Source organism: Brucella gallinifaecis (genome assembly GCF_006476605.1).
GTDB lineage: Bacteria > Pseudomonadota > Alphaproteobacteria > Rhizobiales > Rhizobiaceae > Brucella > Brucella gallinifaecis.
This window is the reverse complement of the sequence record NZ_ML636804.1, coordinates 72,862-88,976: the sequence shown is the minus strand read 5'-3', so window position 1 is coordinate 88,976 and position 16,115 is coordinate 72,862. Positions and strand designations below refer to the sequence as shown.

Genomic DNA, 16,115 nt, shown 5'->3' with positions numbered 1-16,115 from the left:
CCATCTGGCGGGCTTTTTCATATCCAAAAGTTCATTTCCCACTTTTTACGTAAAAGATACGCGTTAAACCACACCAAGCAAATGAATGAGGCCGAGACTGATCGCGCCCAGCGCAAGCAAAGACAGGATTGCTGCGAGCGTAACACGTCCACCAGCAGAGGCCACAGAGCGCACATCCACACCAAGCCCCAAAGCTGCCATTGAAATAATCGTGAGGGCTGTAGATGCTGACACAATAAGGGGGAGAATAGTTTCAGGGATCAGGTCCAGCGAACGCAATGCCATCATGCCCAGAAAGCCAATGATGAACCATGGCACCAGTTGCAACAGGCCCGGCTTCACTTCAGCGTCCTTGTTACCAGCCAGCACAGAAAGCGCCAGAATAACAGGCCCAAGCATCAGCACCCGAACGAGCTTGACCAGCGTGCCAAGCTGAACACTGATCATGGCAACAGGTGCGGTTGCAGCCAGCACCTGCGGCACCGCATAGACCGTCAGCCCCGCCAATACGCCATATTGTGTATAAGATAATCCCAGCAAAGGCACCAGCAGCGGCAGGCACAGCACAACCACGACCCCGAGAATGGCCGTGAAAGCAATTGATGCGGCGACATCTTCACTATCAGCGCCAATAACAGGGGCAGTTGCGGCGATAGCAGAATTACCGCAGATCGAATTGCCGCAAGCAACCAGAATAGCCATGCGATGTGGCAGCTTCAACAGCCGCCCCATGCCATAGCTGAGCATGATCGCAATCGCCACCACACTGGCAATACCCAATATAAGACCCGGCCCGGCATCAATCACTGCACGCGCACTGATCGAGGCGCCAAGCAGTACCACGGCAATCTCCAGAAGAAGCTTTGCTGAAAAATTAATGCCTTTGGAAAATTGCTTTCCGGGACGAAAAAGAGTGCGCACCGCTGTCCCGATGAGGATTGCCAGAACCAGTGCCTCCAGCCACGCTTTGCCTGTGTAATGCGCCTCAAGCATTTCAAGGCCGACGGCCAGAGCCGAAACAGCGATACTTAGGCCCAGTCCGGGGAGAATATTCTGGAATTTGGTAATGGTTGCGGTGGTCATTTCAAGCAGCATTCATAGGTTGAGAAATATTTTTCAATCAGATGCGCTATTTCTTCTGTTCATTCCATCGCATAATATGGCACAATTCGTTCGATAAAATCGAATGATTGTAGCTATGACACTGGAACAACTGCGTATTTTCATCGAAGTGGCCGAGCGTGAGCATCTGACCCGTGCTTCAGAAGCACTGCATCTCACGCCGTCGGCGGTAAGTTCGGCCATTCGCACGCTTGAAGACCGCTATGGTGCGCTGCTTTTCAACCGGATCGGGCGGCGCATCGAACTGACCGGCGATGGCCACCTGTTTCTGGATGAAGCGCGTGCAACAGTATCGCGTGCTCACTCCGCTGAACGCATGCTATCGGAACTTGGCGGCGGCAAACGGGGCATGCTTGCCATTCATGCCAGCCAGACCATCGCAAGCTACTGGCTGCCCCCTTATCTGGCGCAGTTTCATGCGACCTATCCCATGATTGATGTGCGACTGACGCTTGGAAACACCGAAAGTGTAACACAGGCCACACAACAAGGTTTGGCAGATATCGGTCTTGTTGAAGGCGCAGTACAGGCTCCTGCCCTCTCACTTCGCAAGGTTGGCATGGATCAGCTTATCGTTGTCACAAGGCCTGATCATGCATGGCGCAGTGCCGGAAAACTGACATGGGATTCGCTCTATCAAAGCCAGTGGATATTACGCGAACATGGATCTGGCACCCGCAGCGTGTTTGAAGATGCGATACGGGCAGCCGGTTACAATCCTGCACGTCTTGACATCGCGCTTGAGCTTCCATCCAACGAGGCGATCTGTTCCGCTGTGCTGTCTGGAAATTATGTCACGGCAATTTCAGAACTGGTCGCAGCCCCCCATCTTGCGGCAGGTACATTGGTAAAAGCCGATTTTTCCCTGCCCCAGCGTCAGTTTCTGATGCTTTCACTCAATGACCGCTATCAAACAAAAGCGCTCAAATCTTTCACTGATATGCTGATGAGAGAACCGGACATGTCGCGCACAGGATAACTCTTTGACCGATAATCACGATAGGCTTGTTACACGGGTATATCCCGCACATCCCGGCCCTATATGCGGATCGGGAACGATCCGCACAGTCGATCTGGAGGAGGTAGACATGAGCAGGAACAGAGGCGTTGTTTATATGCGCCCGGGTAAAGTCGAAGTTCGTGATATTGATGATCCGGTGTTAAGCGCACCTGATGGGCGCAAGCTCGATCATGCTGTCATTTTGAAAGTGATCACAACCAATATTTGCGGCTCCGACCAGCACATGGTTCGTGGCCGCACGACCGCCATGCCCGGCCTCGTGCTTGGTCATGAAATCACCGGCGAAGTGATTGAAAAAGGCAGCGATGTCGAAATGCTCGAAGTGGGCGACATCGTTTCCGTGCCCTTTAACGTTGCCTGTGGGCGCTGCCGATGCTGCAAATCTCAGGATACCGGCGTTTGCCTCACGGTCAATCCGTCCCGTGCAGGCGGCGCTTATGGCTATGTTGATATGGGCGGCTGGATTGGCGGACAGGCCCGCTATGTCATGGTGCCTTATGCCGACTTCAATCTGCTGAAATTCCCGGATCGTGAACAGGCGATTGAAAAAATCCGCGACCTGACCATGCTTTCCGACATTCTGCCCACCGGCTTTCATGGCGCGGTGAAAGCAGGTGTTGGCGTTGGCTCGATTGTCTATGTAGCCGGTGCCGGACCCGTCGGGCTTGCTGCCGCAGCCTCGGCGCGAATCCTGGGTGCTGCGGTCGTCATGGTTGGCGACTTTAACAAGGAACGTCTGGACCACGCACGAAAAGTTGGCTTTGAGCCGATCGATCTTTCCGCAAGTGATCGCCTTGGCGACATGATTGCGGAAGTAACGGGCAGCAATGAAGTGGACAGTGCCATTGACGCAGTCGGCTTTGAAGCCCGCGGGCATAGTGGCGGCGAACAACCGGCCATTGTTCTCAACCAGATGATGGAAATCACCCGTCCGGCAGGTTCCATCGGCATTCCGGGATTATATGTGACGGAAGATCCGGGCGCTGTCGATAATGCCGCCAAGCAGGGAAGTCTGTCGCTGCGTTTTGGCCTTGGCTGGGCAAAGGCGCAGTCTTTCCATACAGGTCAGACGCCAGTGGTTAAATATAACCGCCAGCTCATGCAGGCCATTCTGCATGGACGTCTTAATATTGCAGACATAGTCAATGCGCAGGTGATTTCGCTGGAAGAAGCGCCGCAGGGCTATGAAAGCTTTGATCAGGGTGTGGCGAAGAAATTTGTTCTCGACCCGCACGGAATGCTGACAAAGGCTGCTTAGGGTCAGGACCCATTAATTTGACGGGAATGGTGTGAGGCCATCCGTTCGGATACGAGAAGAAAAGGCGAAGGAAATGTGGTTCATTTTCAAGACTTTTCGACGAAGTAGGCGGGCGGATGGACCACATCCTTCGGACATCGAAATGACTTGGCGATCTGCTGCGTCGAGCCGCTCAACCGGGGGAACCACCCCGGTCCTCACGTCTCTCCTTGCAAATCTGGTCATTTCAGATGCCATTCTCATCAAACTAATGGGTCCTGACCCTAAACACGATTTTCCGGGAGCTTTTGCCTCCCGGAAAATTATTTTAACGAATGGATTTTACCAGTTCAGACTGGGTAAAGCAGGTCGGCGCCATGCCATGTTTTGACTGCCAAAGACCGATCGAACGGCGGGTTTTAAAACCCGGCAGACCATCGGCCTTGCCAACATCATAGCCCTGCGCCTGCATGCGTTTCTGCATCGCCAGAATTTCAGAACGGTACATGGTGCCGACATTGCCCCATTGCGTCTGAAAATCACCCGCGCCATAGGTAATACGGTCGCCAACATGACCAATGAAAAGCGCATAAAGATCGCTCATATTGTAATCTTTGATAACGTAGAAATTCGGCGTCACGATAAAGGCCGGGCCATAGCGGCCAGCGGGCATCAGCAAGAAGCCCTCGCCCCGCATTTCATTGGCCGGAAATGCCTTGCCATTGGTGCGGGTGATGCCAAGCTTTGCCCATTCAGCAAATGTCTTGCCCTGATCCGGCCCTTCCAGCGAGCACGAAATATTCTGAGGCACATTGACCTCATAACCCCAGTCACGCCCTGCCTGCCAGCCATGGATTTTAAGATAATTGGCAATTGAAGCCAGTGTATCGGGCACCGAATTCCAGATGTCACGTTTGCCATCACCATCAAAATCAACGGCATGTTTGAGATAGGAAGTCGGCATGAATTGCGGCTGACCCAGAGCGCCCGCCCACGAGCTTTTCATCGCGCCATTGGCAATGTAACCGCGTGACGTGATCTGAAGGGCCGCAATCAGCTCTTTACGGAACATATCCTTGCGCGTTGCCATGAAAGCCTTGGTACCAAGCACTTCAAAAGCATTATAGGGAATTTTTACGGTGCCAAAGCCCGATTCACGCCCCCAAATGGCAACAACAATACGCCCCGGCACGCCATATTGTTTCTCGATGCGTTTGAGCAGGCTTGCATGCTGACCAAGACGCGCCTTGCCGCCATTGGTGACGCCACCAATAGTCTTCGGATTGAAATATTTGCCCGGAGCACCAAACTCGGCCTGCTTCTGCTCTTTCGGCGTTGTCGGCTTTTCGCCCGGAATGACCAGATCAGGCAGTTTCCAGTTAATGCTGACACCTGCAAAAGCCTGATCAAAAATTGCACGCGAAACGCCTGCTGCTTTTGCCTCTGGCCAGAGGTCTTTTTCAATCCAGTTGCGATATTGTCTTTCGACCTGCGCTTTGGAAGGGGCGGCAACAGATGGGGAGACAGCGCATGCAGCGATACAAAAAGCCGCCATCAGGCTTAGTTTCCAGAATGCAGCCTTCATATATGTCTCCCGAATTGAATATCAGAGTGCTGTGCGTGCGCGCAAAGCCGCCGCAAGCGTTCCTTCATCAAGATAATCAAGCTCACCGCCAACCGGCACGCCATGCGCAAGCCGGGTGACACGGACTTCAAAATTTGCCAGCTGATCGGTGATATAATGCGCCGTCGTCTGCCCTTCGACAGTGGCATTGACTGCGAGAATCACTTCCCTGATTTCACCCGATGCCACACGCTCCACCAGACCTTTGATGTTGAGATCATCCGGACCAATGCCATCAAGCGGCGACAGGCGACCACCCAGCACATGATAGCGCACATTCATGGTGCCTGCACGTTCCAGCGCCCAAAGATCAGACACATCCTCGACCACAATCAGCATCGACAGATCACGTCGCACATCCGTGCAGATCGTGCAGGGGTCGGATGTATCGACATTGCCGCAGCACGAGCAGATACGCACCTTTTCAGCCGCTTCCTGCATGGCGCCGCCAAGCGGCACCAGCAGCGCCTCTTTCTTCTTGATCAGATGCAGCGCCGCACGACGCGCAGAACGCGGCCCCAATCCCGGCACGCGGGCCAGAAGCTGGATCAGACGTTCGATTTCAGGGCCGGCAATACGTTTGGACATTTTGCTATAAAAGGTTGAGGTATCATAAAGGGGTAAAAAAGGGAGCTGAAGCGCTCCCCCGAATGGTCTTAGAATGGCAGCTTGAGCCCCGGAGGAATTGGCAGACCAGCGGTCAGTGACTGGGTCTTTTCGGCCATTTCAGCTTCAAGCTTCGCTTTAGCATCGTTATGTGCTGCGATGATCAGGTCTTCGAGGATTTCAGTGTCCTCTTCCTTCATCATCGAAGGGTCGATCTTGAGCGAAGACAAGGTGCCCTTGCCCGAAAGCGTGATTGTTACCAGACCACCACCCGAAGAGGCAGTTGCTTCCAGATTGGCGATCTCATCCTGCATGGCCTTCATCTTGGCCTGCAATTCTTTCGCCTGTTTCATCATGCCCATCATGTCACGCATGGGTTCACTCCATTATCTGTAAAAACTCAGTCGTCGTCAGAAGGCGCACCGGGCACGTCTTCAACCACATCAAGATCTATATCGTCATCATCACCCTGTTCTGCAACGGCAATGCGGACATCGGTAATCCTTGCACCCGGAAAAGCTGCCAGAATTGCAGCAACATCAGGATCAGCACGCGCATCGGTCACAAGATTATCGCGACGCTCGGTTTCCACTTCTGCAACAGTCTGCCCCGCAACATCGCGTGCAACGCTCACCACCCAGCGAATGCCGGTCCAGTTGTGCAAACGCAGCGAAATATCGCTCGGCAGCGATTTAGGCGCATCATCGGTCAGGCCAATTTCAAGCCGCCCGGCGGCAATCGACGAAAGGCGCACGCAGTTCTTGACCAGAATCTTGAACTGCATGTCGCGATATTTGTCAGCCAGCGCCACAATATCGTCAAGGCTGTTAATCGGAACCGAAGGCTGCGGCGTATTATCGACGAATGGTTGCGCAACAGCCGGCTGGACCTGCTGCGGCTGTGTTTCCACCAGACGCATGGCCGTTGCAGGACCACCTGATGCAGGCACAACCGAAGATGAAACCGCATCAACATTACTACTGGTTTCTGGGCCACGCGCTTCTGGCTGCGAGCCGCCATTCGGCCTCGCCCCTCCTGAAGGCTGCGGACGTGGTGCAGAAACAGAGCCATTTTCCAGCCCCTTCAGCGCTTCATCAAGCGTTGGCAGATCGGCTGCATGGGCTAGACGAATCAGCAGCATTTCCGCCGCCTGTACGGGCCGCGTTGCGGTATCCACTTCGTTAATGCCCTTGAGCAGCATCTGCCAAGTGCGTGAAAGCACACGCACTGAGAGTTTTTGCGAAAAATCGCGACCACGCACGCGCTCGTCTTCCGAGAGCGATACATCGTCCGCCACATCGGGCGTAAACCGCAGACGTGTGACCAGATGATTGAAATCAGCCAGATCCGTCAGCACGACCGATGGATCGGCTCCAACATCATATTGCGCCCGAAATTCGGTCAAAGCACCGGCCACATCACCGCGCATCAACATTTCAAACAGATCGATAATACGCGCACGATCAGCAAGACCGAGCATAGAGCGCACAGCTTCCGCCGAGACATGCCCCGCGCCATGGGCAATCGCCTGATCAAAAATTGACAGCGAATCGCGTGCCGAGCCTTCGCCTGCACGCGCAATCATCGCAAGTGAAGTATCATCGACTTCGATTGCTTCTGCTTGTGCGATGCGGCGCAGATGTGCGGCCAGCGTGCCCGATTCGATACGGCGCAGGTCAAATCGCTGACAGCGCGACAAGACCGTGATCGGGACTTTACGGATTTCTGTGGTCGCAAAGATGAATTTCACATGCGGCGGCGGCTCTTCCAGCGTCTTCAACAGGCCATTGAAAGCCTGATTGGAGAGCATGTGTACTTCGTCGATAATATAGACTTTGTAACGCGCCGACACAGGACGATAGCGCACCTGTTCGATGATTTCGCGAATATCATCGATACCTGTATGCGAAGCCGCATCCATTTCAATCACATCGACATGGCGGCCTTCCATGATTGCCTGACAATGCTCACCCATCACGGAAAGATCAATGGTCGGCTGATCAATAGAATCAGTCTTGTAATTGAGCGCACGCGCGAGAATACGCGCTGTGGTCGTCTTGCCCACACCACGCACACCGGTCAGCATCCAGGCTTGCGCAATACGGCCTGTCTCGAATGCATTTTTCAGCGTGCGGACCATCGGCTCCTGGCCGATCAGATCATTGAAATTCTGCGGACGATATTTGCGGGCGAGAACGCGATAAGCGCCAGTTTCGGATTTTGTGTCCATTGCGACCCTTCCGTTCTCTGTTCGCTGTTCCGATCAACAAACTCTAAACAGTTTGGACGGGAGACGAAAGTGGCTTCAACACTGGCTTATCAACCATCAACAGTCATGATCGTCATGAAGGACCATTATCGTCGTGAAGAAAGGTGGGAGGCTGGCACGATGACCCGTGCCGTGCTCGTTGGGGCTGCTTCCTTCCGGACCTGACCCGGTTGGCGAGTGGCTCGTCCACCACCAACCTCCCACGCTGCATATCGTCAATTAATACGCAAAAAGCAAGCGCAGAGGCAAAAAAACTGATAGAATTATCCCATGAAACAGTTTGAACTCGATAAACGGCTTTCAGCCGACACTTTTTCAGTGGTCTCACTTGGCCTGTGCGAGCTGCGACTTATGAATGACAGGCGCTGGACATGGCTGATCCTTGTTCCGCGCCGTATTGACTTGAGTGAAATTCACGATATGACGCCGCTTGACCAGACCATGCTGACTTTTGAAACGGGCATTGTGGCACAGGCGCTCAAGACGCTGACAAAATGCCAAAAAATCAACAGCGGGGCGCTTGGCAATATCGTACGCCAGTTGCATATCCACGTCATTGCCCGCAATGAAGACGATGCGGGCTGGCCCGGCCCTGTCTGGGGCCACGGCACTCGCGAAGCCTATCATGATAACGACGCACAAAAACTGATCGAAGATATTCGCGCAGCACTCTGATTCCCTCACATTATATTCCGAGAACATGATGGCTTTTCGCCTTTACGACCTGCCGGAGACTGAGCCGAGCCAGCTTGTTGGCTTTGCAGCAAACCGCATCGACCGGCTTTCCGAAAAACGGCAGGATGATTCTGCTTTCACTGCACTGGAACTGCCTGAGACCCGCATAATGATTCTGGGCGGCAATAAGCTGTTGCTCGATTATACTGAGGAACTGGCACCCCGCGCTCTGTTTTCGCTTGAGCAAGCGCAGGCTTTCTCGCCAGATTTGCATGAACCCGTCCTGCTCGGTTTGCAGGATGGCACGCCGATTGTGGCGTTAATGGCGTTACTTGATCCAGAAACCCTCCAACATCCCTTTCGCGCACAGGACTATCGCAGCATCTATATGGAAGGTCTGGTCCCTTCAGATATTGTTGGTGCGCTGGCACAGGCTGCGGCACTGACAGCATGGCACAGCAATCACCGCTTTTGCGGACGTTGCGGAAACAAGAGTGAAATGCGTGCCGGAGGTGCAAAACGTGTCTGCCCGCATTGTCAGGCGGAGCATTTTCCGCGCACCGATCCGGTGGCAATCATGCTGCCCATTCGTGGTGAAAAATGCATTCTGGCCCGCAGCGCACATTTTACCGCTGGATCTTATTCCTGCCTTGCCGGTTTCATCGAACATGGCGAGACAATTGAAGCTGCGGTAAGACGGGAAAGTCTTGAGGAAATGGGGCTTCAAATCGGTCGCGTTGGCTATTATGCGAGCCAGCCATGGCCGTTCCCCTATTCGCTGATGATCGGCTGTCATGCGGAAGTGCTATCCGATGACTTCACCATTGACCGTTCAGAACTGGAAGATGGTCGCTGGTTTAGCAAGGCAGAGGTACGTGCCATGATTGAAGGTAGCCATGAAAACGGGCTGCACGTACCGGCATCCGGTGCCATCGCAACCCATCTGATCAGAGCCTGGGCGGAAAGCTAGAGTCTATTTGTTTTAATGCATGTCTCCCAAAACCGGTTCCCAGTTTTGAGAGACATGCTTTGATCATTCCGCTGCCAGCAATTGCGTGCCGCGAATATCGCTGCCCTTATAGACGCCCAGAATCCGCACTTCCTTTGAGAAAAAGGCCAGTTCTTCCAAAGCGAGCTGCACATTGCGGTCTTCCGGGTGGCCTTCAATATCCGCATAAAACTGCGTAGCGATGAAACGCCCGCCAAGCTGATAGCTTTCAAGCTTGGTCATGTTGACACCATTGGTCGCAAAACCGCCCATCGCCTTATAAAGAGCTGCTGGCACGTTGCGGACGCGGAACACAAAGGTCGTCATGATGCGTTCATCGTTTTCGGGGCGAGGCTCCCATTTCTTCGTCTTCGACAAAACAACGAAGCGGGTCACATTATCTTCCGAATCCTCGACATTCTCTTCCAGAATATCAAGGCCATAAAGTTCAGCCGCAAGACTTGGCGCCAAGGCTGCCATCGAGCGATCCTTCATGTCGGCTACAAGGCGTGCAGCACCTGCAGTGTCGCCGGCAATCACCGGCTTCCAGCCATTCTGTCTGATAACCTTGCGGCACTGACCAAGCGCGTGAATATGGCTGTGAACCGTTTTGATCTCTTCGCGCTTGACGCCGGGCAGCACCATCAGCTGGAAATGAATCGGCAGAAAATATTCGCCGACAATATGCATATCAGCCAGCGGCAGAAGATAGTGAATATCAGCAACGCGACCAGCAAGCGTGTTTTCAATAGGAATCATCGCAAGATCGGCAGCGCCAGTTTCAACCGCATTGAAAGCATCTTCAAAAGTCGGACACGCTAAAGGCTCCATATCGGGAAACATGTTGCGGCAAGCCGTATCGGAATTGGCGCCTGCTTCACCCTGAAAGGAAATCCGGTTGGTCTTCATCGTGTTTGTACTTTCTCAAATGCTCCGCAACAATCGAAGCTTGTTCGTCATAATCCCTTTGCGATAATTTCACGCGCCCGGTCAAGATCAGCCTGTGTATCAACACCAAGCGGAACAGCGCGGACAATCTCGGCTTCAATGCGCATTCCATCTTCAAGCGCGCGCAATTGCTCAAGCTTTTCACGCTTTTCAAGTGCAGATGGGCCGATCTTTACAAACCGCTCAAGTGCTGCCCGGCGATAGGCATAAAGCCCGATATGATGATAAAGCGGTCCATCGCCATAGGGTGCAGTCGCACGGGTGAAATAAAGCGCGTGCAAACGCTGACCCTCATTCTGTTGCGAGCCTAAAATCTTGGGCGAACCTAAAACCCTGGGCGAACCTAAAACCTTGGGCGAGCCGACAATCTTGACGACATTCGGATTGGTCTTTTCCTCAGCAACAGTAATCTCGACGCCCAGTGTGGCAATATCGGCAGGTCCATCAACAAGCGGCAACAATACACGCCGGATCGTTTCGGGATCGATTGTCGGCAGATCACCCTGCACATTCACGATCGCCTCTATTTCACCATCCGGATCGAGTTTTTGCAGTGCCTCATAAATACGATCCGAGCCCGACTCATGATCGCTGCGTGTCATTATGGCTTCATGACCATGAGCCTGAACTGCGGCAAAAATCTCTTCACTATCGGTTGCAACCACCGTACGGCCAAGCTTTGCTGCCACAGCCCGATCAGCCACATGCACGATCATCGGCTTGCCGCAAATATCGGCAAGCGGCTTGTTCGGCAAGCGAACCGAAGCCATACGTGCCGGGATAAGTGTCAGTGTTTTCAAAGTCTGAAGCATGACCGCCTCTTCATATGTGGTTTGGCCAAAAACTCTTATTGCGCCTTCTTTCGACATTTATCTACCCATGCCTTGCAGCAAAAGTGTCAAAAAGTCACGGGGCCAGAACCGCTTATAGGTGTTGCATCCCCCCCTTAAACCACCTAGTTTTCGCCCGATGCCGGGGAGAGACTTGCCAGACTTATGTTTTGCATGCCGGCCTTTGGAGGCGTTGAGTAGAGGGAGCGCTGACCGGCGATGAATTCAACCCGGACAAATAAATTTATCATGGCTTTTCTGGCAACGGTTTTCGTTGTCATGACAACGGGCATCCTGTCCGACTCGCTGTTTCATGCGCCCGCGCCTGAAAAGCCAGGCTATATAATCGAAACCGCAGAAGCTTCGACAGGTGGCGGAGCTGCGCCTGCCAAGGAAGAAGTGTCGATTGCCGTTCTTATGCAATCTGCTGATCCTGAACGCGGTGAAAAAGTTTTCAAACGTTGTGCCGCATGTCACACATCTGAAAAAGGAGGGGCCAACAAGGTTGGGCCTCATCTTTGGGATGTGCTGGATCGCCCGGCAGCTTCTGTTGAGGGCTTTGGCTATTCGGCTGCCATGAAGGAATTTGGCGCGAATGGAAACAAATGGGATTATGAACATCTCAACAAGTTCCTGACTTCGCCAAAGGGCTATATCAAAGGCACAGCCATGGGCTTTGCCGGCGACAAGAAGGACAATGAACGTGCAGATCTGATTGCTTTCCTGCGCACGCTCTCTGACAATCCTGCTCCGCTTCCAACGGCTGAAGCAGCACCCGCTGAGGGTGATGAAGCAAAGCCTGAGCAACAGGCTCCGGCCAGCAACGGGGACGCGCCAGTTCAACCAGAACCGGCTCAACCAGAACCGGCAAATTGAGCTGATTGGAATATTGCAAGAAAGCCGGATATTAATCCGGCTTTCTTATTGCACGCATGTTTTTTCAACTTCTGCCTTTCTTCCTCCGCAAAAAGCCCTAAGAATCGCTTCCAGAACGGGCGAAACAAAAATGGAGATGCAGGATGCGGGGTTTTTGGGCAGGTGCTTTCGCAATAACCTTGTTGGCAAGCACAATATCCTTCGGGTTTACGGCAGATAACGAACCCCAATGGCGTTACGCTTCCAGCCTCACCGGCGAACCCAAATACCCGGCAGATTTCAAGCATTACGACTATGTAAACCCCGACGCACCCAAAGGTGGCGCCCTCAATCAGGTCGCAGTCGGTACATTCAACAGCTTTAATCCCTATGTCATTCAAGGTGTTGCTGCGGCCGGTCTTTCTGACTTCGGCGGCGGAATGCTTTATGACACGCTGATGAGTGACGCCCTTGATCAAGGGTCCACCCAATACCCGCAAATCGCTGAAGCACTGCAATATCCCGACGATTTTTCCTGGGTGAAGTTCAGGCTCAACGAAAAAGCGAAATGGCATGACGGACAACCGATTACCGTTGATGATGTCATCTGGTCGTTTGATGTCCTCAAAAAACAGTCACCACTTTACAACAAATATTATGGCGATGTTGAAAAAGCCGAAAAGACCGGCGAGCGTGAAGTGAAGTTCACCTTCTCACAAAAAGGCAACCGCGAATTACCACATATTGTGGGGCAACTTGCTGTGCTTCCAAAACATTGGTGGGAAGGCAAGGACGCACAGGGAAAACAGCGCGATATCAGCCGTCCGACACTGGAAATTCCGCTCGGATCAGGTGCCTATAAAATCAAAACTGCTGTACCGGGACGTTCAGTCGTCTGGGAACGGGTCACTGATTATTGGGGCAAAGACTTGCCGGAAAATGTCGGTCGCAACAATTTCGATGAAGTGCGCTACGAATATTATCTAAGCGAAGATGCGACATGGGAAGCCTTTAAAAAAGGCGGCGAATATGATTATCGCAATGAAAATCGTGCACAAAGATGGGCTGAACAATATAATTTCCCTGCCGTACAGCGCGGCGATGTCGTGAAGGCTTCCTTCCCATATAATGCTGTAGGCCGGATGCAGGGCTATTTTCTCAACACCCGCAAAGACAAGTTCAAAGATCCGAAAGTGCGTGAAGCGCTTACCTATGCTTTCGATTTTGAAACAATGAACCGTCTGCTGTTTTTCAATCAATATACCCGCATCAACAGCTATTTCTCGGGCAATGAGTTGCAGCTCGAGGGTGCACCCACTCAGCAAGAGAAGGCAATTCTTGAGACAGTAAAGGATGCATTGCCTGCAGCAGCACTGACAGATGAATTCAAGGCACCCGTTTATGATACGCCACAGGCGACGCGCGATAATCTGCGCAAGGCGCTGCAACTTTTAAATGAAGCTGGCTGGAAACTACAGAACAACAAGCTGGTTGATGCCAATGGCAACCAGTTCACCATCGAGTTTCTAAATGACGGCAGCGCATTTGAGCGCGTTCACAATCTCTATATCCAGAATCTGAAAAAAATAGGTATCGACGCGCGAATTCGCACCGTTGATGCCGCGCAATATCAGGCTCGGGTCAATGATTTTGACTATGATGTTATATCTGCGCTAACCCCTCAATCCGATTCTCCAGGCAATGAACAGCGTGACATGTGGGGTTCCAAGGCCGCAGATTTCAAAGGCAGCCGCAATTATGCCGGCATCAAGAACCCTGCTATCGACAAGCTGATCGACCGCGTCATCTATGCCAAGGATCGTGAGGAACTGGTTGCTGCAACCCATGCACTCGATCGTGCTTTGTTGTGGAATTACTACGTCATTCCGCAATGGTATTCCGACCATATCAATGTGGCCTATTGGAACAAGTTCGGCATGCCTGAGAAGCAACCCGAATATCGGGGAATTGACCCGTTCTCCTGGTGGGTAGACCCTGCGAAGGATGCTAAAATCAAAAGCGCTATTCAGTAGGCAGACGAGAAAATGACCTTTCTTCGCATGAATCGCCGCCATTTTCTCGGGCTTTCAGGCAGTGCCGCAATCACAGCCTGTCTACCTGCAACGGCTTTTGCAAAGCTTGCCGTCAATAAGCCGCTGCATGGTCTCTCGGCCTTTGGCGAGCTGAAATATCCGGCAGATTTCAGCCATTTTGACTATGTAAACCCGGATGCGCCCAAAGGCGGCACTTTTACACTGGCACCAAACACATGGTTCTGGAACCAGAATGTATCCACCTTCAACACGCTCAACACACTCACTTTCAAGGGTGACGCACCGCCGCGCATGGAGCTGACCTTTGACAGCCTCATGGCTTCCGCGCTGGATGAACCCGATGCCGTCTATGGCCTGATTGCTAAAAGCGTAACGCTTTCTACAGACCGTCAGACCTGTCTCTTCCGGCTGCGCAAGGAAGCACGCTTTCATGATGGCTCGCCCATAGAAGCAAAAGACGTGGTTTTCACCTACACAATATTAAAGGAAAAAGGTCATCCGCTTATCCGGCAAACCCTTGCCGCACTGCAATCCGTGAAAGAAAAAGGCAAGCGGGAAGTGCAGATGCGCTTTGCTACTGATCGTGGTCCTGACGCCATTCTTGATGCCGTAACGCTGCCTATATTATCGAAAGACTGGTTTAAAGATCGCGATTTCGACGCCGCCAATATGGAAACCATCCTTGGTTCAGGTGCTTATCGCGTTGGCAAAGTGGTCGCCGGGCAGTCCATCGAATATGAACGCGTTGAAGATTATTGGGCCAAGGATTTGCCGGTGCAGCGCGGCCTGAACAACTTTGATCGCCTGAAAATCGAGTTTTATCGTGATCGCCAACCGGAATTTGAAGCTTTCAAAAAGGGCAATATCGACTTCCGGCAGGAAAGTGTCGCCAAAAACTGGGCGACCGCTTATGATTTTCCGGCTATCGAGCAAAAGAAAATCATCAAACGCACATTTACGCGAGAAAAGCGCCCCTTGATGCAGGCCTGGGCATTGAACCAGCGCCGAGAACGGTTTCGTGACCCGCGCATACGCGAAGCAATCAATCTGTGCTTCGACTTTGAATGGACCAATGCAAATCTGTTCTATTCTACCTATCAACGCTCACAATCCAATTTCAATGGATCAGACTTTCAGGCCGTGGGCTTACCAACGCCCGGCGAAATGAAGGTGCTGGAGCGCTATCGCGGAAAAATTCCCGAAGCGGCTTTTGGCGAGGTGCCTCTCATGCCCGTATCAGACGGCTCCGGGCGAGACCGCAAGCAGTTTTCCCGTGCCATTGAACTGATGCATGCAGCAGGCTTTGAGCGCAAGAACGGTCAGTTCCACAGCAAGAATGGCGAGAAATTCTCGCTGGAAATTCTCAGCAATTCGGAAAGCTTCTCGCGTATTTATAATCCGTTTGTACAGAAGATGCGGGCAATCGGCATTGATGCCAGCTTGCGGCTGGTCGATCCCAGCCAGTATCAGGCGCGGTTACAGGATTTCGATTTTGATCTGGTGGGCATGGCCATGCAATTTAATGCAACGCCGACTAAAGAATCGCTCGCAAGCATGTTTGGATCGCAATCAGCCAAAACACCGGGCAGCTACAACCTTCCCGGCACTTCTGACCCGATAATAGATGCATTGATTGATGATGTCGGCAAGGTTTCAAGCCGCGATGAACTGATTGCAACAATCAAGGTGCTTGATCGGTACTTGCGTATCCGACTGGAGTGGATTCCAAATTGGACAGCAGCGAATCATCTGGTTGCCTATTGGGATCGTTTTGGCTTCAAAGAGCCAAAACCCGATTATGGCTTCCCGGTTGAGACGCTTTGGTGGATTGATGAAAAGAAAGTGGAAGCTGTTGGCAAGCCATGAAAACAATCTGAACATGCGGA

14 protein-coding genes and 1 other RNA gene are annotated in these 16,115 nt (G+C 52.5%); 7 read left to right on the top strand and 8 right to left on the bottom strand.

Translation table 11 applies throughout. The features are described from left to right. Window positions 1-63: 63 nt before the first annotated feature. Entirely contained in the window at window positions 64-1,083 is a 1,020-nt protein-coding gene (locus FHY56_RS08810) for a YeiH family protein (protein ID WP_140904798.1), read from the bottom strand. A gap of 115 nt (window positions 1,084-1,198) precedes the next feature. Here FHY56_RS08810 and FHY56_RS08805 point away from each other — a divergent pair, with 115 nt between their 5' ends. Further along, on the top strand, window positions 1,199-2,101 hold the full coding sequence (locus tag FHY56_RS08805; protein ID WP_140904797.1) for a LysR family transcriptional regulator: 903 nt from the start codon (window positions 1,199-1,201) through the stop codon (window positions 2,099-2,101). A 109-nt stretch (window positions 2,102-2,210) separates the two neighbouring features. Beyond that, window positions 2,211-3,401, top strand: coding sequence for a formaldehyde dehydrogenase, glutathione-independent (fdhA, locus tag FHY56_RS08800; protein ID WP_140904796.1), 1,191 nt, complete (start codon window positions 2,211-2,213; stop codon window positions 3,399-3,401). A gap of 307 nt (window positions 3,402-3,708) precedes the next feature. Here the strand turns inward: fdhA and FHY56_RS08790 are convergent, their stop codons facing one another. The 5 genes from FHY56_RS08790 to ffs all read right to left on the bottom strand — a co-directional run bounded on the left by FHY56_RS08790 (window position 3,709) and on the right by ffs (window position 8,080). Further along, window positions 3,709-4,965, bottom strand: coding sequence for a lytic murein transglycosylase (locus FHY56_RS08790; protein ID WP_140904794.1), 1,257 nt, complete (start codon window positions 4,963-4,965; stop codon window positions 3,709-3,711). Window positions 4,966-4,986: 21 nt separating this feature from the next. Continuing rightward, entirely contained in the window at window positions 4,987-5,592 is a 606-nt protein-coding gene (gene recR / locus FHY56_RS08785) for a recombination mediator RecR (RefSeq protein WP_140904793.1), read from the bottom strand. 68 nt (window positions 5,593-5,660) lie between these two features. After that, window positions 5,661-5,984: a YbaB/EbfC family nucleoid-associated protein gene (locus FHY56_RS08780; protein WP_140904792.1), complete on the bottom strand. Its 324-nt coding sequence runs from the start codon at window positions 5,982-5,984 to the stop codon at window positions 5,661-5,663. A gap of 26 nt (window positions 5,985-6,010) precedes the next feature. Further along, window positions 6,011-7,840: a DNA polymerase III subunit gamma/tau gene (locus FHY56_RS08775; protein ID WP_140904791.1), complete on the bottom strand. Its 1,830-nt coding sequence runs from the start codon at window positions 7,838-7,840 to the stop codon at window positions 6,011-6,013. 143 nt (window positions 7,841-7,983) lie between these two features. Further along, window positions 7,984-8,080: signal recognition particle sRNA small type (ffs, locus tag FHY56_RS08770), an RNA gene on the bottom strand. A 69-nt stretch (window positions 8,081-8,149) separates the two neighbouring features. Between ffs and FHY56_RS08765 the strand changes: the two genes are divergently transcribed. Together FHY56_RS08765 and nudC are read left to right on the top strand one after the other, a co-directional pair. Then, window positions 8,150-8,554 carry an HIT domain-containing protein gene (locus FHY56_RS08765; protein ID WP_140904790.1) on the top strand — a complete coding sequence of 135 codons (405 nt, stop codon included), beginning with the start codon at window positions 8,150-8,152 and terminating at the stop codon, window positions 8,552-8,554. A 28-nt stretch (window positions 8,555-8,582) separates the two neighbouring features. After that, window positions 8,583-9,524 (top strand): NAD(+) diphosphatase, encoded by a 942-nt coding sequence (gene nudC / locus FHY56_RS08760; RefSeq protein WP_140905023.1) that lies wholly within the window; start codon window positions 8,583-8,585, stop codon window positions 9,522-9,524. Between the two features lie 63 nt (window positions 9,525-9,587). On the opposite strand, the gene FHY56_RS08755 is transcribed toward nudC, so the two are convergent. Further along, window positions 9,588-10,451, bottom strand: coding sequence for a prephenate dehydratase (locus FHY56_RS08755; RefSeq protein ID WP_140904789.1), 864 nt, complete (start codon window positions 10,449-10,451; stop codon window positions 9,588-9,590). A gap of 47 nt (window positions 10,452-10,498) precedes the next feature. Next, window positions 10,499-11,302, bottom strand: a complete 804-nt coding sequence (locus FHY56_RS08750) for a 3-deoxy-manno-octulosonate cytidylyltransferase family protein (protein WP_140904788.1) — start codon at window positions 11,300-11,302, stop codon at window positions 10,499-10,501. Between the two features lie 237 nt (window positions 11,303-11,539). Between FHY56_RS08750 and FHY56_RS08745 the strand changes: the two genes are divergently transcribed. From FHY56_RS08745 to FHY56_RS08735, 3 genes are all read left to right on the top strand, one after another. Further along, entirely contained in the window at window positions 11,540-12,196 is a 657-nt protein-coding gene (locus tag FHY56_RS08745; RefSeq protein WP_140904787.1) for a c-type cytochrome, read from the top strand. A gap of 143 nt (window positions 12,197-12,339) precedes the next feature. After that, window positions 12,340-14,208 carry an extracellular solute-binding protein gene (locus tag FHY56_RS08740; RefSeq protein ID WP_140904786.1) on the top strand — a complete coding sequence of 623 codons (1,869 nt, stop codon included), beginning with the start codon at window positions 12,340-12,342 and terminating at the stop codon, window positions 14,206-14,208. A 12-nt stretch (window positions 14,209-14,220) separates the two neighbouring features. Beyond that, window positions 14,221-16,095: an extracellular solute-binding protein gene (locus FHY56_RS08735; protein ID WP_140904785.1), complete on the top strand. Its 1,875-nt coding sequence runs from the start codon at window positions 14,221-14,223 to the stop codon at window positions 16,093-16,095. Window positions 16,096-16,115: the final 20 nt, after the last annotated feature.

Excerpts from the sequence above, each read along its gene's own strand:
- FHY56_RS08810 (WP_140904798.1), bottom strand. The coding sequence starts at position 1,083 with ATGACCACCGCAACCATTACCAAATTCCAGAATATTCTCCCCGGACTG.
- FHY56_RS08805 (WP_140904797.1), top strand. The coding sequence starts at position 1,199 with ATGACACTGGAACAACTGCGTATTTTCATCGAAGTGGCCGAGCGTGAG.
- fdhA (WP_140904796.1), top strand. The coding sequence starts at position 2,211 with ATGAGCAGGAACAGAGGCGTTGTTTATATGCGCCCGGGTAAAGTCGAA.
- FHY56_RS08790 (WP_140904794.1), bottom strand. The coding sequence starts at position 4,965 with ATGAAGGCTGCATTCTGGAAACTAAGCCTGATGGCGGCTTTTTGTATC.
- recR (WP_140904793.1), bottom strand. The coding sequence starts at position 5,592 with ATGTCCAAACGTATTGCCGGCCCTGAAATCGAACGTCTGATCCAGCTT.
- FHY56_RS08780 (WP_140904792.1), bottom strand. The coding sequence starts at position 5,984 with ATGCGTGACATGATGGGCATGATGAAACAGGCGAAAGAATTGCAGGCC.
- FHY56_RS08775 (WP_140904791.1), bottom strand. The coding sequence starts at position 7,840 with ATGGACACAAAATCCGAAACTGGCGCTTATCGCGTTCTCGCCCGCAAA.
- FHY56_RS08765 (WP_140904790.1), top strand. The coding sequence starts at position 8,150 with ATGAAACAGTTTGAACTCGATAAACGGCTTTCAGCCGACACTTTTTCA.
- nudC (WP_140905023.1), top strand. The coding sequence starts at position 8,583 with ATGGCTTTTCGCCTTTACGACCTGCCGGAGACTGAGCCGAGCCAGCTT.
- FHY56_RS08755 (WP_140904789.1), bottom strand. The coding sequence starts at position 10,451 with ATGAAGACCAACCGGATTTCCTTTCAGGGTGAAGCAGGCGCCAATTCC.
- FHY56_RS08750 (WP_140904788.1), bottom strand. The coding sequence starts at position 11,302 with ATGCTTCAGACTTTGAAAACACTGACACTTATCCCGGCACGTATGGCT.
- FHY56_RS08745 (WP_140904787.1), top strand. The coding sequence starts at position 11,540 with ATGAATTCAACCCGGACAAATAAATTTATCATGGCTTTTCTGGCAACG.
- FHY56_RS08740 (WP_140904786.1), top strand. The coding sequence starts at position 12,340 with ATGCGGGGTTTTTGGGCAGGTGCTTTCGCAATAACCTTGTTGGCAAGC.
- FHY56_RS08735 (WP_140904785.1), top strand. The coding sequence starts at position 14,221 with ATGACCTTTCTTCGCATGAATCGCCGCCATTTTCTCGGGCTTTCAGGC.